Genomic DNA, 15,895 nt, shown 5'->3' with positions numbered 1-15,895 from the left:
GTGCGCGAAGCGGTCGGTGAGCGGGCGCAGGCGGCCCGCCTGTCGCAGACCGCCCGCCGCGAGAATCAGAACGCCACGACCTTGCGGTTCGGCTCCATCAGCGCACGACCCATGGCATCCGGCTTGGCCGGCGTGATGCCGTCCTTCAGCATGTCCGGCTTGTGGCCGGTGTTCGGCAGGTAGATCGCGCACACGGAGGCGGTGGCGCCCTTCTTCATGGCGGCATCCAGCAGTTGCGCGGGCGTGACGTCCTTGGGCTTGAGCGGCGTGCCGCCGGCGCCCTTCAGCGCGAGGTCGCCTGCCTTGTCGCACAGCAGGATGTCGACCTGGCCGCCCTGTTCCTGCATCTGGTTGGCCAGCACCATGGCCATGCCCTGGGTCATGCCGCTTTCGGAACTGAGGATGACGGTGACCGCCTGCTTGTCGGCCAGTGCGACCGACGACAGGGTGGCGAGTGCGAGGGTGACGAGTGCTTTCTTCATGGGTAAGTCTCCGGTGGTGAGTGGAAGGCGTGCGTTTCAGCGCCGCTTCGCTGTCGGCGAAGGACGCGCGTGCCGCAGATGTGCGGCGCGTCTGGATGTCATGTCGGTGATGAAGGTGTCGCGGCTGCCGGCGAGCAGCGGCGCGCTGCGCAGGCGCAGTTCGCCCAGCGTGGCTACGCGGCGCCCGTGCAGCGGATGGGCCGGAAAGACGAGGGTCTGTTCCGGCAGCATAAAGAGGCGACTTGTCAGGCTGTCGTACAGCAGGCCGGCATCGGCGTCGTCATCGCCATCGGCGCAACTGCCCAGATCGAAGGCATCGCCGCAGAACAGGCGGTCGCGCCACAGATAACTCACGCAGTGCGCGGTATGGCCGGGCGTGGCCAGCACGCGCAACACCTCCTGCCCGAACACCAGCGTGCTGCCATGCACCGCGCGCTCGACCTTTGCCGGGCAGGCGGCATTGATGCCGACGCCATCGGCGATCACCAGCGTGGCACCGGTCAGCTCGCTCAGCGCACTGCAATTCAGCGGCTGGCTCGTATGGACATGGGTGCGCAGCACGTGGCTCAAGCGGAATCGGCGCTCGGCCAGCAGCGCCAGCAGCAGTTCGGTGCTGCGCGGCGGCGGATCGATGATGACCGCAGCCAGCGAGGCGGCATCGGCCAGCAGATAACCGATGTGGCCGGCGTCGGGTTCTTCGATCGGATGAAAATACACGGTAGGCTCGGCAGTGCTTGAAGGATGTCGTGCACTGTCCTATCAAGTGCCGTGCCAGCCGCGTCCGCCGCGAAAATAGCCATTCCAATCAGTCGCATGAGCGCTGGTCGCGCCAACCCGATAGTGCGGACGCACTGCCGTTGGCAGTCTCGCTGCCATCTCGGGCAGTCGACGGCGCAGCGCTGGCAGCGCCGCAGGACAAAGGCGGTCGCCGGGCGCGACCCAAGCCGATGAATGGACGCGTTTTTTGCGGCAGAAGGACGAAAAGTCGCGCACGGCACGCATCTTGATAGGGGAACAAGGACCGGCACCGGCAACTGCGCCGGCATGGATTCAGCGGACCGAACAGGACGCGCGATCCGCCGATGGTCTTTCGATCACCTTGTCCAGCCCATGACTCGAAACCTTGTCTTCGCCTTGATCAGCGCCACCTGCCGGCATGGAATCGCACCGGAACCGCCGACGGCGTCGCCCGCCGGGGCGCACGGCGACAGGCACGCATCGCCGTTCAGACGCTGGCTGCTGCGACGTTTCGCGGCCGCCCGCGAGCCGCATGCGACCACGCCGGCGGACCATGACCTGCAGGCTGCCACGGTATGGCTGACGGCCCGCGACGGTCGGCGCCTGCACGGCTGGTTCGTGCCGGCCGGCACCGACGGACGCGCATCTGCCGCACTGGTGATGCACGGCTGGGGCGCCAACGCGTCGATGATGCTGCCGCTCGCGCGCCCGCTGCACGAAGCCGGTCACGCCGTGCTGCTGCTCGATGCGCGCGGCCACGGCGCCAGCGATGACATCGACTTCATGTCGCTGCCACGCTTCGCCGATGACGTGGCCAGCGGGCTGGACTGGCTCGGCGCGCGGAGCGACGTCGATCCGGCGCGCCTGTCGCTGATCGGCCATTCGGTCGGCGCCGCCGCCGTGCTGCTGGAAGCGAGCCGCCGCCCGCGTGCGCAGGCGGTGATCAGCCTGTCGGCCTTCGCGCACCCGCAGGGCATGATGCGGCGCTATCTCGCGGCGATGGGTATCCCGTGGCGTCCGTTCGGCGCGCTGATCACGGGCCATGTGCAGCGCGTGATCGGTGCCCGCTTCGACGACATTGCGCCACTGGCCACGCTGCCGAAAGTCCGCTGCCCGGTGCTGCTGGCGCACGGCGTTCACGACAGCACCGTTCCGATCAGCGAAGCGCACCGGCTGGTGGCCGCGCGGCCCGGCACGGCGCTGATTTCGCTTGATGCGGAGCATGACCTGGGCACCGCACTGCCTCAGGCGCGCGCCGCGCTCGTGGCCTTTCTCGCCACATCGGCGTGACTGCGCCGACCGAAAGCATCGTTGACTTTGATCATTCTGGACTGAGTCCAGATTGACCACACTGTGGTCAGTCATTTACACGGGAGTATCCAGCATGAAACGCATTCTTCTGGCCGCGGCGATCGCCGCGGTGTCGGGCGTGGCGGTCAGTCAGGCCTTCAGGGAGGAGCCCATCAAGCCCATCCGTCCGCCGCAGAACATCAATCTGGGCATGGTCGAACTGGGCAAGAAGCTCTACTTCGATCCGCGACTGTCCAAGTCCGGTTTCATCTCGTGCAATTCCTGTCACAACCTGTCGATGGGCGGCACCGACAACATTCCGACCTCAATCGGCGACAGGTGGCAGCAAGGGCCGATCAATGCACCGACGGTGCTCAATTCGAGCCTGAATGTCGCGCAGTTCTGGGACGGCCGTGCCGCGGACCTGAAGGAACAGGCGGGCGGCCCGATCGCCAACCCGGGTGAAATGGCGTTTTCGCACACGCTGGCCATCAGCGTGCTGGGCACCATTCCGGGCTATGTGCGCGAATTCCGCCAGGTGTTCGGCACGGAGAAGATCGACATCGATCAGGTGACGCTGGCGATCGCCGAATTCGAAAAGACGCTGGTCACGCCGAACTCGCGTTTCGATCAGTGGCTGCTCGGCCGGGACGACGCACTCACCGCGCAGGAGCTGGCCGGCTACGAGCTGTTCAAGGACAGCGGCTGCATCGCCTGCCACAACGGCGAGGCGGTCGGCGGCGCGACATTCCAGAAGATGGGGCTGGTCGAGCCGTACAAGTCCACGAGTTCGGCCGAGGGGCGTTCGGCGGTGACCGGCAAGGATATCGACCGTTTCAACTTCAAGGTGCCTACGCTGCGCAACGTGGAATTGACCTACCCCTACTTCCACGACGGTGCAGCCAATACGCTGGCCGAATCGGTCACCATCATGGGCCGGCTGCAACTGGGCCGGAAGTTCTCGCCGGACGAGAACGCGCGCATCGTCGCCTTTCTGAAGACACTGACCGGTGACCAGCCCAGCTTCACGCTGCCCATCCTGCCGCCGTCAGCCGACAGCACGCCCCGCCCGACGCCGTTCGCGAAGAACTGAGCCCGGAGACAGGCCCCCCGGGGAGCGGGGGAGCCTGTAGGCGGCGCCACCAGAGACCATAGCAAGCCCTCAAACGCAGCGACTGTGGGAGCGACGGCCCCGACGCGATCAGCGCCATGACCATCGCGGTGCGAAGTGCGTATCGCGGCGAGGCCGCCGCTCCTACAGGGGCGGAGCAGAGGTTTCGGCGAGTACTGCTCGCCGCCCGCAGAGCCGGTTGGCCCTGCAGGGCCAACCGTGGATCGCCGCTCCCGCAGGGGAGGCTCCCACAGGAAACGCTACGGCAGGTCACGCACCCGAAGAAACACCGGGAAACGCGGCATGCCGCGGGCGGTGAGTTCGCGATAGCGATAGGTCACCCGTGCGCCGATGGCCGGCGGAGCGGCGCGTGCCGCGTCGCTGAAGCCACTGCCGATGCGAAAGCGCCGGCCTTCGGCGTCCATCACCTCGAGCGCTCCGAGCCGACCGCGATGGCGGCCTTTACCCGGCACGTGACCGGTCACAGTGGCTTCGGCGTCGAGAAACGGCGTGAGTTTGAGCAGCGCGTCGCTGCGCCCGGCGCTCCACAGCGCGTCGGCCCGGTGCAGCATCAGTCCTTCGCCACCACCGGCGACCACCTCATCGAAAAGTGCTGCCAGTTCGGCGCGGTCGGTCACGCGCCGTTGCGGCACGACCTGCAGCCAGGGCAGGCCCGCGTCGGCGACGATGCGCGTCAGGCGCGCGAAGCGCTGGCTGAAGTCGCCCGGCGCGCCCGGCTGGTCGAACAGCAGGTAGCGCACTGGCTGCCAGTCGGCATCGGCCGGTACATCGCGTCGAACAATGCCTGACAGTACATCGAAGCGGCCGCGGGCGATCCACAGTTCGCCATCGAGCGGCAGTTCGGGCAGGGGCCCGGTGAACCAGACCGGCGCAGCGATCGGCCGGCCGCTGCGAAAGCGCAGCACCCGACCGTCCCACACCGCGCGCACCCCGTCGAGCTTTTCGCTGACCCAGTAGGCGGCCGGGTCGATGCCGTCGTGATGGCGCTGCGCGTGCATCAGCGCCGGCGGCGCAGCCAGCGCAGCCAGCGCGGCCGGCATCGACAGCACTGCGCACAACACAAGGCGCAGCCATGCGGGCAATCGAATCATGCGACCGGTTCCTCGGGCAGCGGGGTGCAAAGCTTAACCCGTTAATGCGAATGGCATCCACGATGCCGGTCCGACGAAGTTCGCGGGTGACATTGCATCTGATGGTGCCGTGGCTGCGTAGACGTCGCGAACCTGGCCGTGTCGTCGACACGGGTCCGGGTTCCCGCATGACGCAGTCACCCCACAACACTCCGGAGGTTCAGATGAAAGCTTCAACCCTGTTTGCACCGGCTGTCCTGGCAGCCGCCCTGTCGTTCGGACACGCCGCGAACGCCGCCGTCAATGTCACGCTGCAGCCGGACGAAGCGTCGAGCGAAGACGTGTTCATCTACGAATTCGGCATTGACGGCGTATTCGGCATTCCGGCCCCGCGCCGCACCAATCTCGACACGACCACGCTGTCGGCGCTGAACCCGCCGGCAGCCGTGCCGTTCGGCAACTTCCTCGGCACGGCGGACACCGACCCGCGTTTCGGCGACGGCGGCGTCGAGCGGGCGCACGACACCAAAACCCTGATCCGCTTCGACCTCGGGCTGCTGAACCTGACGTCGGCCGGCGTCGCCAGCGCGACGATCAACCTGTATGGCGTGCCGTCGCTGTCGCCGTTCGAAAGCCCGAGTGCCGAACATCCGGCCACCACCGAAATGTTCCGGGTCCTCGAAGCATGGAACGAAAGCAGCGTGACCTGGGAAACCGCACCGATGACCGCCATGACGGCCAGTTCGAGCACGGTGCAGAACAGCGTGAATAGCTGGGTCAGTTTCGATGCCACGGCGCTGGTGCGCAGCTGGCTCGACAATCCGTCGTCGAACTATGGTGTGCTGCTGGCGCAGCGCGACGTGGTGGAATTCGACGTCGATGGCAACAGCCGCTATGTCGGTGCGCTGTATGCCTCGTCGGCGTCGGCCGATGCGTCGATGCGCCCCTTCCTGCAGATCAGCGCGGTGCCGGAGCCGTCATCGGTGCTCATGATGGGCGCCGGTCTGGGCCTGCTGCTGGTGGCGCGTCGCCGCCGCAACAGGGCCTGAACGTCGTCGCAGCAAACCGGCCGGGCGCGTCGGTCAGCGACCGTCGCGCAGGCTGTCGATGACGGCCATGTTGTGTTCGATAAGCCGATTGCATTCGTCGCTGCGTCGCTCGAAGCTGGCGTCCAGTGCGGCGGCGCCCGCCGGGTCGGCACGTCTTTCGGCCAGCGCCTTGCGCTCCGTGCTCAGCGTGGCCGACGTGACTGAACGGTCGGCCAGTCGCATGGCCAGCTGCAGCTGATTCTTGCCCGCGTAGCCCAGCCGCGACGCACGCGACGCTTCACCGGCCGCGGCCGCATCGGCAAATGCGGCGGAGCACGCCGCCAGCTGATTGGCGAGTGACTGCCGCGGGTCATCGCCGGCGCTGCAGGCGAAGGACACGGCGCACAGCGTCATCGCAAAGGTCGTTTTCATGGGTGTGCTCCGCAGGGATCGAGCGCGCAAGAATAGTCGGCGACCGCGCCGGTCAGCCGGCGGCGCGCACGGTCGGGCGAATGTCACCGCAGGCGGGGGAGAAGTCTTGCGATCGGCGGCACCAGCCGTCACGCGCGCGCCGGTCGCCGCCCTTCACTCGCCCAGATACGCGGCGCGCACGGCGGGGTTGTCGAGCAGTTCGGCCGAAGCTGCGGCCAGCGTGATGCGGCCGCTGTCCATCACGTAGCCGCGGTCGCACAGCGACAGCGCAAGGCGCGCGTTCTGTTCGACCAGCAGCAGCGTGACGCCGTCGCGCGCAATGTCGCGGATGACGCCGAACACCGTATCGACCATGACCGGCGACAGGCCCATCGACGGCTCGTCGAGCAGCAGCAGACGCGGCCGGCTCATCAATGCGCGGCCAATGGCGACCATCTGTTGTTCGCCGCCGGACAAGGTGCCCGCGGTCTGGCCGGCGCGTTCCTTCAGCCGCGGCAGCAGCGTAAAGACGCGATCGAGGTCGGCCGCGATGGCGGCGCGGTCGTCGCGCGCATAGGCACCCATATCGAGGTTTTCGCGCACCGACAGGCGGGCGAACACGCCACGGCCCTCCGGCACCAGCGCCAGACCGCGACCGACCAGCGTGTGCGCAGGTGCCTGCGAAATGTCGCTGCCATCGAAGCGCATTTCACCGCCAGCCGGCAGCATGCGCGCCAGCGCCTTCAGCGTGCTGGTCTTGCCGGCGCCGTTGGCGCCGATCAGCGCCACCTTCTCGCCCGCCGCGATGTCGAGATCAATACCCTTGACCGCCCGGATGCCGCCGTAGTGCACGGTCAGCCCGCGTACTTCCAGCATCAGGCGGCCTCCGGGTCGGCCTGCCGGCCCAGATACGCGGTGATGACGCGCGGGTGGCGGCGCACCACGTCGGGCACGTCTTCGGCGATCTTCTCGCCGTAGTCGAGCACGGCCACGCGGTCGCACAGGCCCATCACAAGTTTCACGTCGTGTTCGATCAGCAGCACGGTGAGCCCGTCGTCGCGAAGCTTTTCGATCAACGTGCGCAGGCCGGCCGTTTCGGTGGCGTTCATGCCGGCCGCCGGTTCATCGAGCGCCAGCAGCTTCGGTTCGGACGCCAGCGCACGGGCGATTTCGAGCCGGCGCTGGTCGCCGTAGCTCAAGTGGGTCGACTGCTGGTTGGCCAGATGGTCGATGCCGACGTAGCGCAGCAATTCATGCGCGCGCGCCTCGGTGGCCGCTTCTTCGGCGCGCGCGGCAGGCGTGCGCAGGATGGCGCCGATGACGCCGGTGCGCAGCCGGATATGCCGGCCAACCATGACGTTCTCGAGCGCGCTCATGGCGCCGAACAGCCGGATGTTCTGGAAGGTGCGCGCAATGCCGGCGCCGGCGATGCGGTGCGGTACGCCCGGCGGCAGGTCATGGCCGTCGAAGGTGACGCGGCCTTCGTCCGGGCTGTACAGGCCGGTCAGCACGTTGAAGAAGCTGGTCTTGCCGGCGCCATTCGGTCCGATCAGGCCATACACCTCGCCGCGCCGTATCGTCAGCGACACGTCGAGCAGCGCCTGCACGCCGCCGAAGCGCTTCGACACGCCGCTGGCCGACAGCAGCACGGCGTCCTGCGCAGCTTTGTCCTCGGGGCGGCTTGCGGGGTCGCTCATGTCGCCTCCGCGTGCGCGGCCAGTTCGCGTTTGCGCAGCGCCGACGGCCACAGGCCGGCGGGTCGCCACCGCATCACGAGCACCAGCGCCACGCCGAACAACAGCAGGCGCAGCGATTCCGGATCGACCAGCACCTTGCCGAACAGCCACTGCTGCACCGGTGCGGCGCCCCAGCGCAGCACTTCAGGCAGCAGCGCCAGCAGCAGCGCGCCCAGGATGACGCCGGCGATGTTCCCCATGCCACCCAGCACCACCATGCACAGCACCATGATGGATTCGAGCAGGCCGAACGATTCCGGACTGACGAAACCCTGGAAGCCGGCAAACAGGCCCCCTGCCACGCCGCCGAACGTCGCGCCGAGCCCGAAAGCCAGCAGCTTCACGTTGCGTGTGTTGATGCCGCACGCACGCGCCGCCAGTTCGTCTTCGCGGATGGCGACCCAGGCCCGGCCGAGCCGCGAATCCTGAAGACGCACGCAGATGAAGATGACCAGCAGCGTCAGTGCGAGGAAGAAGTAGTAGTGCGCGGTGACCGACGGGATCTGCAGCCCGAACAGTTCGAAGCTGCGGCCGAGCGACTGGCCGGCGATCTGCGCCGACTGGATGTTGTTGATGCCCTGCGGTCCGTTGGTCAGGTTCAGCGGCGCGTTCAGGTTGTTCAGGAAGATACGGATGATTTCGCCGAAGCCGAGCGTCACGATGGCGAGGTAGTCGCCGCGCAGCTTGAGCGTCGGCGTGCCCAGCATCACACCGAACAGGCCGGCGACCAGCGCGCCCAGCGGCAATACCAGCCACACCGACCAGGCTGGCGCGCTGGCGAAAACGGCTGGAAATGCGATGGCAAGATGCGGGCTCGACAGCAGCGCATATAAATAGGCGCCGACCGCATAGAAGGCGATGTAACCCAGATCGAGCAGACCGGCGAAGCCGACCACGATGTTCAGGCCAAGCGCCAGCATGACGTAGAGCAGCGCGAAGTCGATGATGCGCACCCACGAATTGCCGAAATTCGCGCCGACGACGAAGGGCAGCACCGCCAGCGCGATGCCGATCAGCACGATGCCCAGCCGGGCGCGCAGTTTCGGGTCGCCGGGCAGGGTCACGCGGCGTTACCGAGAAATGGGTTCTCGATACGCATGCCGTCTATCACCTGGCCGTGACTGAGGCCTTCGGTGATCAGCGTGTCGCATCCGGCATGGGCGGCGGCCGATACGATGAGCGCGTCCCAGAACGACAGTCGATGATGCTGACTGCGCCGCGCCGCGATCAATACCAGTTGCGGCGTGACCTGCACGACGTCCAGCACGGTCAGCGCCTCGGTCATGCGGAAAGCGTCCTCCGCCGGAACGGTGGACGCGAATCGTGCCCGAAGCACGTAATGGAATTCCTGCATGACTTGCGTGCTGATGACTGCGTTGCCGGCTTCGGCGTGGTGATTGAAGCACGCGCGGGCTGCCTGCTGCTTGGTCGGGTCAGCCGTATCTATCCGGTACAGCAGCACATTCGTGTCGAAGAAGAACTTCACTGCTCGCGCGCCGGGCCGTGGCGGGGCATCCGCTCTTCGTAGATGTCATTGCGATCGAAGGTCCGGCCGCCTCCGCTGGAGGGCTGGAGGCGGTCGACCAGTGCGTCGAGTTCGGCCAACGCGCGCAGGCGCGCCTCACGGCCGCTGGCGTAACGGGCAATCTGCTCGCGCACGACCGCATTGACCGAGGTCCCTTCGCTCGCTGCGCGGATTCGCGCCTTCTGCAGCAACTCGTCGTCAATCACCAACGTTAGATTGGCCATGTCGCCCTCGACATTGAAATATCACACGGGACCAGTGTAGCACAGGTTATGTGCTAATGACGCCCTGCGCTCATGCCCGCTCCGCCACCTTCTCGCCCATCAGGCCGGACGGGCGGAACACCAGCACCAGGATGAGCACGAAGAAGGCGAACACGTCCTGATAGTGGCTGCCGAGGAAACCGCCGGTCAGGTCGCCGATGTAGCCGGCGCCCAGACTTTCGATGACGCCCAGCAAGAGGCCGCCCAGCATGGCACCGCCGACATTGCCGATGCCGCCCAGCACGGCGGCGGTGAACGCTTTCAGGCCGAGCATGAAGCCCATGGCGTAGTGCGCGATCGAATAGTTGGCCGCGACCATGACACCGGCCACCGCCGCCAGCGCCGAGCCGAGCACGAAGGTGTAGGCGATGACGCGGTCGACGTTGACGCCCATCAGCCGCGCCACCGCCGGGTTTTCGGCCGTCGCGCGCATTGCGCGGCCGAGCCGGGTGCGCGTGATGAGCCAAAGCAGCGCCGACATCAGCACTGCAGCGGTGACGACGATGAGGATCTGCAGATCCGTGATCGCTGCGCCAAGCACCTGATGCGGCGTGGTCGGCAGGATGGCCGGGAAGGTGTGGTAATTGCGGCCCCAGCCGATCATCGCGAGCTGCTGCAGCACGATGGACACGCCGATGGCGGTGATCAGCGGCGCCAGCCGCGGCGCGTTGCGCAGCGGCCGGTAGGCGATGCGCTCGATCGAAAAGCCGACCGCCATGCAGACCGGAATGGCGATCAGCAGGCCGCCGAGCACCACCAGCGGACCGGGCAGGCCGGACGGTACGAGCAGGCCGATGGCGGTCAGCGCGGTCAGTGCGCCGATCATCACCACCTCGCCGTGCGCGAAGTTGATCAGCCCGAGAATGCCATAGACCATCGTGTAGCCCAGTGCCACCAGCGCGTAGATGCTGCCGAGCACCAGACCATTGATGATCTGCTGGATGAAAATGTCCACGCGGCGCTTACGGCGTCGCGTCGCCGCCCACTGTCTCCAGCGGAGACCACGCACCGGACTTTGCCTGGTACAACGTCACTGCGCCGTTCTTGATGTCGCCCTTTTCGTCGAAGGTGATCTGCGCGGTCAGGCCCGGGTAGTTGATCTGTTCGAGCTCGGGCAGGAATTTCATGCGGTCGGTCGAGCCGGCTTTCTTCATCGCCTCGGCCACCACGCGCACCGCGTCGTACGCATACGGCGCGTAGAGCTGGATGTTGGTGTTGAACTTCGCCTTGTAGCGCTCGCGGAAGGCGGTGCCGCCGGCCATCTTGTCCAGCGGCACACCGGGCAGCGAGCAGTAGTGACCTTCAGCGCCCTCGCCGGCCAGCTTGTGGAATTCGACCGTGCAGCCGCCGTCGCCGAACAGCATCGGGATGCCCAGATTGAGCGTCTTCAGCTGGCGCGCCATCGGCCCCGCCTGGGTGTCCATGCCGCCGTAGAACAGCAGGTCGGCCGAAGTCGATTTCACCTTGGTCAGGATGGAAGCGAAGTCGGTCGCCTTGTCGGTCGTGTACTCGCGGGTGACGATTTCTGCGCCGGCTGCCCTGGCGGCCTTCTCGAATTCGTCGGCCAGGCCCTGGCCGTAGGCGGTGCGGTCATCGATGATTGCGATGCGCCGCGCATTCAGGTTCTTCATCGCGAAGGTACCGAGTGCGCCGCCCTGCTGCACGTCATCGGCGAACACGCGGAAGGCGCCGGCGTAACCCTGCCGGGTGTACTGCGGGTTGGTCGCTGACGGCGACACCTGCACGATGCCGGCGTCGTGATAGATACGTGATGCGGGAATGGTGGTGCCGCTGTTCAGGTGACCGATGACCGCATTGACGCGCGAATCGGCGAGCTTCTGCGCCACGGTCGTGCCCTGGCGCGGGTCGGCCTGATCGTCTTCGCCGAGCAGTTCGAAACGCGCCAGCTTGTCACCGATCTTGAAGCCTTCGGCATTCAGGTCGTCGATCGCCAGCCGGGCCCCGTTCTCGTTGTCCTTGCCCAGATGCGCCTGCGGCCCGGTCAGCGGCGCCACATGACCCAGCCGCACGACGAGCGGCGCTTCCATCGACGGTGCTCCGGCCACGGGTGCCGCCGACGGCGCCGTATCGGTCTGTTCGCCGCACGCCGCGAGCAGGCAGGCCGACAGAATGAGAAGCGCAGGCAGGGGACGCGACGGGAAGGGCTGGGTCATGGAAAAGTCTCCGCAAGGCTGGAAAGAAGGTCAGCGCCGGATTTTGCGGGCGGCTGCGGGCAGCGTCAATTTTGTTTGCGCGCGATTGCGCCGGAGGGACGGGCGACAAAAAAGCCGGCGTGCGATTACGTCGGCTCGCACGCCGGCTTTTCGGCACCCCGGAACCGCGTCTCCGTCAGCTGCGCACGCGGCGGCGCGCCGCCGCGATCAGGCCCAGACCGGCGAGGAACATCGCATACGTTTCCGGCTCGGGCACCGGCAACGACAGCACGATCGGGTTCTGCGACAGCTGGACCGCACCGGCTCCGGCGAAGGTCAGTCCGGTCACGAAGGCGGTCGGGTTCAGCGGATCGAGTGCCAGGCTTTCTTCGATGCCGAGCACGCGGAAGCGGTCGACGCCCTCGCTCAGCAGATACTCCTCGCCGGCCAGCACATTGTCGGCGAACACCCACTCGGCGCCGTTCCACAGCCAGACTTCGTAGGCGTCGTCGCCCAGTTCCGGCAGCAGCACGCTGGCGAACAGCGGGCCGCTTTCGAGGAAGTAGTCGTAGCCGATGGCGATGTCGGGATCGATGAAGAAGATTTCGCCCGGCCGTACGTTGAAGGTAAACGACCAGCCTTCGTCGGTGGCCACCGGCAGCAGCGGGTTCGACGGCGACGATCCGGGCGGTGCGCCGTTGCGGATTGCGAACGTCCACAGACCCGGAGTCTCGGACGACACATTGCTGCTGTGCTGCAGATCGAGCACGTCATCGGAGCGCGATCCGGGCAGCGTCAGGAAATTGACGCCATCACCGGCGTCATAGCCGGCCTGTGCAGGGATTCCACCCAGGCCAGCCGTGCCTTCACTGGCGTCTCCGGTGGTCCATTCGAGGCGCGCGTAGCGGAAATCCACATCGAAGTTGCCAGTGCCCGTGTCGGCCCGATTGCGCAGCACCAGCTGGAAGCTGTTCGTCTTCGGACCGACGGCCGCGGCGAGCAGCGTTTCACCGCTGCCTTCGCCGCCTTCTTCACCGCCACCGGGAATCTGGTCACCGAAGTAGCCGACGGCCGACCAGGTCACCGCGAGGGTGTCGGCATTCGGCGAGTGGATCCACAGATTGCCCGCCACACGCGTGTCGACGTCAGCCCAGTACGGCGCAATCATTGGCTGACTGGCGACGGGGAAGGGATCCGGCGTGAAGGTGCCGAGTGCAGACTCGAAGGTGATGTTGCCGTTGTTGTTGGCGAAAAAGCTGCTGTACGTGCTGCCGAAGAAGTTGATGTCGAACGGCAGGTCCAGCAGGTTGGTCGAGCCGTCGTCATTCGCGGGCAGGAACTCGGTGCCGAAGCCTTCTTCGCCGACGCCGAAATCAAGCAGCGGAATGGCCTGCGCCGAACCGACGAATGAGGCGAGCAGCAGGGGCAGGGCAAGACGACGAAAAACTATGGTGGAGCTCCTTGAACGCGATGCTGGCGTTCAGCAACTATCGTTCCATCACAGTCACGTCATAAAAATGATGTACGGGAACAAGGCACTCCGGTCATGCGTTGCAGCACTGCCATCCGCTCTGTAAAAAAGTGCGACACGCCATCAGCGGAGGTCACCGACCTTCGAGGCAGCCGGCGCCAGTCCGCCTTCTTCGCGCACATCATCCGGAAGCTGGTCGCGCAGGTCGCGGATGATACCCAGCGCGGCCAGCAGCTTGAGGAGGTAGTACGTCAGGTCGATTTCGTACCAGGCGAAGCCGGCACGTGCGCTGGCGCCGTAGCGGTGGTGATTGTTGTGCCAGCCGCCACCCATCGTCAGCAGCGCCAGCAGCGGGCGGTTGACCGAATCGTCGTCGGTATCGAAGCGGCGGTAGCCGCCCGGCAGTTGGCCGAAATGACCGATCGAATTGACCAGTGACACTGTCTGCACGCCGAGCGCGGTCGGCAGGAAGAAGCCCCACATCAGCGCTGCGCCGCCGGTCACGGTCGGGCCGAAGGCACCCGCCGTCGCCAATAGCCAGATGAAGAATGCGCCGGACAGCATGAGCAGCGTGTAGTGCTTGTTCACCCACTGGATTTCCGGAAAGCGGGCGAAGTCGGGCACCACGTCGAGATCGGTGTCCTTGTAGCGCTCGCACCACACCCAGCCGACATGCGACTGCATCAGCCCGTGCTGGCGCGGCGAGATCGGATCATCCGGCTGTTCGACGTTCTGGTGATGGACGCGATGCACCGACGCCCACCACAGTGGCCCGTGCTGGCCGCACTGCGACGCAATCACCGCGAGCACGAACTGCACCGGGCGCGAGCACTTGAAGGCGCGGTGCGAAAAGTAGCGGTGGTAGATGGCTTCGACGCCGAACATGCGCAGCGCGTAGCTGGCGACTGCGAGCAGCACGAGCGGCCAGGTCGGCGGAAAGAGGAAGGGGGTGGCAAACGCGCAGCCGAGCAGGATGACGTAGCGCACCCGGGTCTGATTGATCGATTCGGTGACCTGCTTGCCGTAACGAACGCGCGGCGGGGCCGTTTCACTCATGCTCGAATTCTCCTGACAGACACATGTCCGATGCGAGCTTAGCAAGGTCGGCGTCACCCTTTGGCCCGATGAAAGGGGGTGTAAGGGCTCCTATTCCAGCTGAACAAACGAAAAAAGCCGGCTGTCGCCAGCCGGCTTTCTGTTGCGCAGCGTACTTTGCAGCCTTACTTGGCGCCCGCGAGAATCCAGGAAGCGAGCTTCTTGGCGTCGGCTTCACTGAGGGCAGGGTTGGCCGGCATCGGCGCCGCACCGCCCCACATCAGCTTCGAGCCGGCCGGCGTGCCGGCGCGAATGAAAGCTGCCAGCTTGCCTTCGGCGTCCTTCTGGCCTTCATACTTCTTCGCCACAGCCTGATAGCCCGGGCCGAGAACGCCAGCCTTTTCGATGGCGTGACAACCCAGACAGCCCTTGGCGGTAGCCAGATCCTTGCTGGCGAAAGCCGGCGCGCTCACGAGCGCGATGGCACAGACGGCGGCGGAAATGATCGTTCTCATGACGTTCCTCGACAGTAGTTTAACCAATGATTATCGCGGGGCCGGGCTCTCCGGAATCAACTCGGCGGCGCGGGTCGCAAGTCTAGTCCAGCCGCAGAAGGTGAACAAGTCATGCGAAGCGCAACGGCCCTTGCGCATAACGGCAGTCCCCGGCAGTCCGTTGACCGGGAATATTACCCGGACGTTCGCCGCCATCCCAGGGTCAGCGCGGTGCCGACCAGAATGACCGCAGTGCTGGCAAGCATGGCGGGTGTCGGCACCTCTTCGAACAGCAGATGACCCCACAGCATGGCGAAGGGCGGAATCACGAAAGTGACGCTCAGCGCCGGCGTCGCGCCGATGCGGCCAAGCAGCCGGAAGTACATGACGTTGCCCAGCGCGGTCGACACCAGGCCGAGTACCAGTATCGCAGCGATGGCCGGCCACGACGGCAGCGCAACGGGCAGCGATGCAAGCGCCCAGGGCAGCAGCAGCAGCGCGCCAGCGACCGAAAACCCGGTTGCGACCGAGGATGCATTCAGCTCGCCGAGCTTGCGCCGCGCCAGCTGCACGCCCAGCCCGTAGCAGGCGGCGCCGGCAAGGCCGAGCAACACAGCGTCGATACCGATGCGCAACGGACCGAGCTCGCGCAAGCTGGCCAGCAATGCGACGCCGGCAAAGCCCAGCATCAGGCCGACCGCCTTGCTGCGCGACAGCGCCTCGTGCCACACGCACACCGCGAGCAGAGCGGAAAAGAGCGGCGAACTGGCGTTGAGCACGGCGGCAAAACCGGCGCTGGAACGCATGACGGTTTCAGCAAACAGCGTAAAGGGCAGCGCGGTGGTGCCGGCGCCGATCAGCGCTAGCCAGCCGAGCGTGCGCCGCCTGTCGAGGGGCGCGACGCTGCGCAGCGGCGAACCGAACACGAGGCAAAGCGCCGTCGCCGCCAGCAGCAGGCGCAGGCTGACAGTCGCCGCGAGGCCGAATTCCGGTATCGCCACGCGGTACAGCGCGAACGACGCCCCCCAGACGAGACCCAGCAGCATGAACTCGATGGCTGAACGCAT

General features: G+C 66.4%; 18 protein-coding genes. 3 read left to right on the top strand and 15 right to left on the bottom strand.

Annotated features, from left to right (window positions below):
- Nucleotides 1-65 precede the first annotated feature (65 nt).
- Together Q8R75_RS05040 and Q8R75_RS05035 are read right to left on the bottom strand one after the other, a co-directional pair.
- The gene (locus Q8R75_RS05040; RefSeq protein WP_305614103.1) at nt 66-482 is read right to left on the bottom strand and encodes a hypothetical protein; all 417 of its coding nucleotides are present in this window, start codon (nt 480-482) and stop codon (nt 66-68) included.
- A gap of 36 nt (nt 483-518) precedes the next feature.
- Nucleotides 519-1,199: an MBL fold metallo-hydrolase gene (locus Q8R75_RS05035; RefSeq protein WP_305614102.1), complete on the bottom strand. Its 681-nt coding sequence runs from the start codon at nt 1,197-1,199 to the stop codon at nt 519-521.
- Nucleotides 1,200-1,592: 393 nt separating this feature from the next.
- Between Q8R75_RS05035 and Q8R75_RS05030 the strand changes: the two genes are divergently transcribed.
- The gene (locus Q8R75_RS05030; RefSeq protein WP_305614101.1) at nt 1,593-2,510 is read left to right on the top strand and encodes an alpha/beta fold hydrolase; all 918 of its coding nucleotides are present in this window, start codon (nt 1,593-1,595) and stop codon (nt 2,508-2,510) included.
- A 94-nt stretch (nt 2,511-2,604) separates the two neighbouring features.
- Nucleotides 2,605-3,603 carry a cytochrome-c peroxidase gene (locus Q8R75_RS05025; protein WP_305614100.1) on the top strand — a complete coding sequence of 333 codons (999 nt, stop codon included), beginning with the start codon at nt 2,605-2,607 and terminating at the stop codon, nt 3,601-3,603.
- Between the two features lie 278 nt (nt 3,604-3,881).
- Here Q8R75_RS05025 and Q8R75_RS05020 read toward each other — a convergent pair whose 3' ends face one another.
- A complete protein-coding gene (locus Q8R75_RS05020) occupies nt 3,882-4,733 on the bottom strand; it encodes a DNA ligase (protein WP_305614099.1) in 852 nt (283 codons plus the stop codon).
- Between the two features lie 203 nt (nt 4,734-4,936).
- On the opposite strand from Q8R75_RS05020, the gene Q8R75_RS05015 reads away from it, so the two are divergent.
- Nucleotides 4,937-5,761 carry a DNRLRE domain-containing protein gene (locus Q8R75_RS05015; protein ID WP_305614098.1) on the top strand — a complete coding sequence of 275 codons (825 nt, stop codon included), beginning with the start codon at nt 4,937-4,939 and terminating at the stop codon, nt 5,759-5,761.
- Nucleotides 5,762-5,794: 33 nt separating this feature from the next.
- Here Q8R75_RS05015 and Q8R75_RS05010 read toward each other — a convergent pair whose 3' ends face one another.
- From Q8R75_RS05010 to Q8R75_RS04950, 12 genes are all read right to left on the bottom strand, one after another.
- Nucleotides 5,795-6,172: a hypothetical protein gene (locus tag Q8R75_RS05010; protein WP_305614097.1), complete on the bottom strand. Its 378-nt coding sequence runs from the start codon at nt 6,170-6,172 to the stop codon at nt 5,795-5,797.
- Between the two features lie 153 nt (nt 6,173-6,325).
- The gene (locus Q8R75_RS05005) at nt 6,326-7,027 is read right to left on the bottom strand and encodes an ABC transporter ATP-binding protein (RefSeq protein WP_305614096.1); all 702 of its coding nucleotides are present in this window, start codon (nt 7,025-7,027) and stop codon (nt 6,326-6,328) included.
- Nucleotides 7,027-7,848, bottom strand: coding sequence for an ABC transporter ATP-binding protein (locus tag Q8R75_RS05000; protein WP_305614095.1), 822 nt, complete (start codon nt 7,846-7,848; stop codon nt 7,027-7,029). Before Q8R75_RS05000 ends, Q8R75_RS05005 begins: the two co-directional genes overlap by 1 nt.
- A complete protein-coding gene (locus Q8R75_RS04995) occupies nt 7,845-8,945 on the bottom strand; it encodes an ABC transporter ATP-binding protein (protein ID WP_305614135.1) in 1,101 nt (366 codons plus the stop codon). The genes Q8R75_RS05000 and Q8R75_RS04995 overlap by 4 nt, the downstream gene beginning before the upstream one ends.
- 2 nt (nt 8,946-8,947) lie before the next feature.
- Entirely contained in the window at nt 8,948-9,373 is a 426-nt protein-coding gene (locus Q8R75_RS04990; RefSeq protein WP_305614094.1) for a PIN domain-containing protein, read from the bottom strand.
- Complete coding sequence (locus tag Q8R75_RS04985) at nt 9,370-9,636, bottom strand: hypothetical protein (protein WP_305614093.1); 267 nt, start codon at nt 9,634-9,636, stop codon at nt 9,370-9,372. Before Q8R75_RS04985 ends, Q8R75_RS04990 begins: the two co-directional genes overlap by 4 nt.
- 70 nt (nt 9,637-9,706) lie before the next feature.
- The gene (locus tag Q8R75_RS04980; protein WP_305614092.1) at nt 9,707-10,630 is read right to left on the bottom strand and encodes a branched-chain amino acid ABC transporter permease; all 924 of its coding nucleotides are present in this window, start codon (nt 10,628-10,630) and stop codon (nt 9,707-9,709) included.
- A 7-nt stretch (nt 10,631-10,637) separates the two neighbouring features.
- Nucleotides 10,638-11,849, bottom strand: coding sequence for a branched-chain amino acid ABC transporter substrate-binding protein (locus tag Q8R75_RS04975; RefSeq protein WP_305614091.1), 1,212 nt, complete (start codon nt 11,847-11,849; stop codon nt 10,638-10,640).
- A gap of 175 nt (nt 11,850-12,024) precedes the next feature.
- The gene (locus Q8R75_RS04970; protein WP_336623615.1) at nt 12,025-13,059 is read right to left on the bottom strand and encodes a nidogen-like domain-containing protein; all 1,035 of its coding nucleotides are present in this window, start codon (nt 13,057-13,059) and stop codon (nt 12,025-12,027) included.
- 363 nt (nt 13,060-13,422) lie between these two features.
- Nucleotides 13,423-14,355 carry an acyl-CoA desaturase gene (locus Q8R75_RS04960; protein ID WP_305614088.1) on the bottom strand — a complete coding sequence of 311 codons (933 nt, stop codon included), beginning with the start codon at nt 14,353-14,355 and terminating at the stop codon, nt 13,423-13,425.
- A 164-nt stretch (nt 14,356-14,519) separates the two neighbouring features.
- Nucleotides 14,520-14,849 carry a c-type cytochrome gene (locus Q8R75_RS04955; protein ID WP_305614087.1) on the bottom strand — a complete coding sequence of 110 codons (330 nt, stop codon included), beginning with the start codon at nt 14,847-14,849 and terminating at the stop codon, nt 14,520-14,522.
- Nucleotides 14,850-15,022: 173 nt separating this feature from the next.
- Nucleotides 15,023-15,895 carry a DMT family transporter gene (locus tag Q8R75_RS04950; protein ID WP_305626637.1) on the bottom strand — a complete coding sequence of 291 codons (873 nt, stop codon included), beginning with the start codon at nt 15,893-15,895 and terminating at the stop codon, nt 15,023-15,025.

Source organism: Methyloversatilis sp. (assembly GCF_030696805.1).
GTDB lineage: Bacteria > Pseudomonadota > Gammaproteobacteria > Burkholderiales > Rhodocyclaceae > Methyloversatilis.
This window is presented reverse-complemented; position numbering and strand designations above follow the sequence as displayed.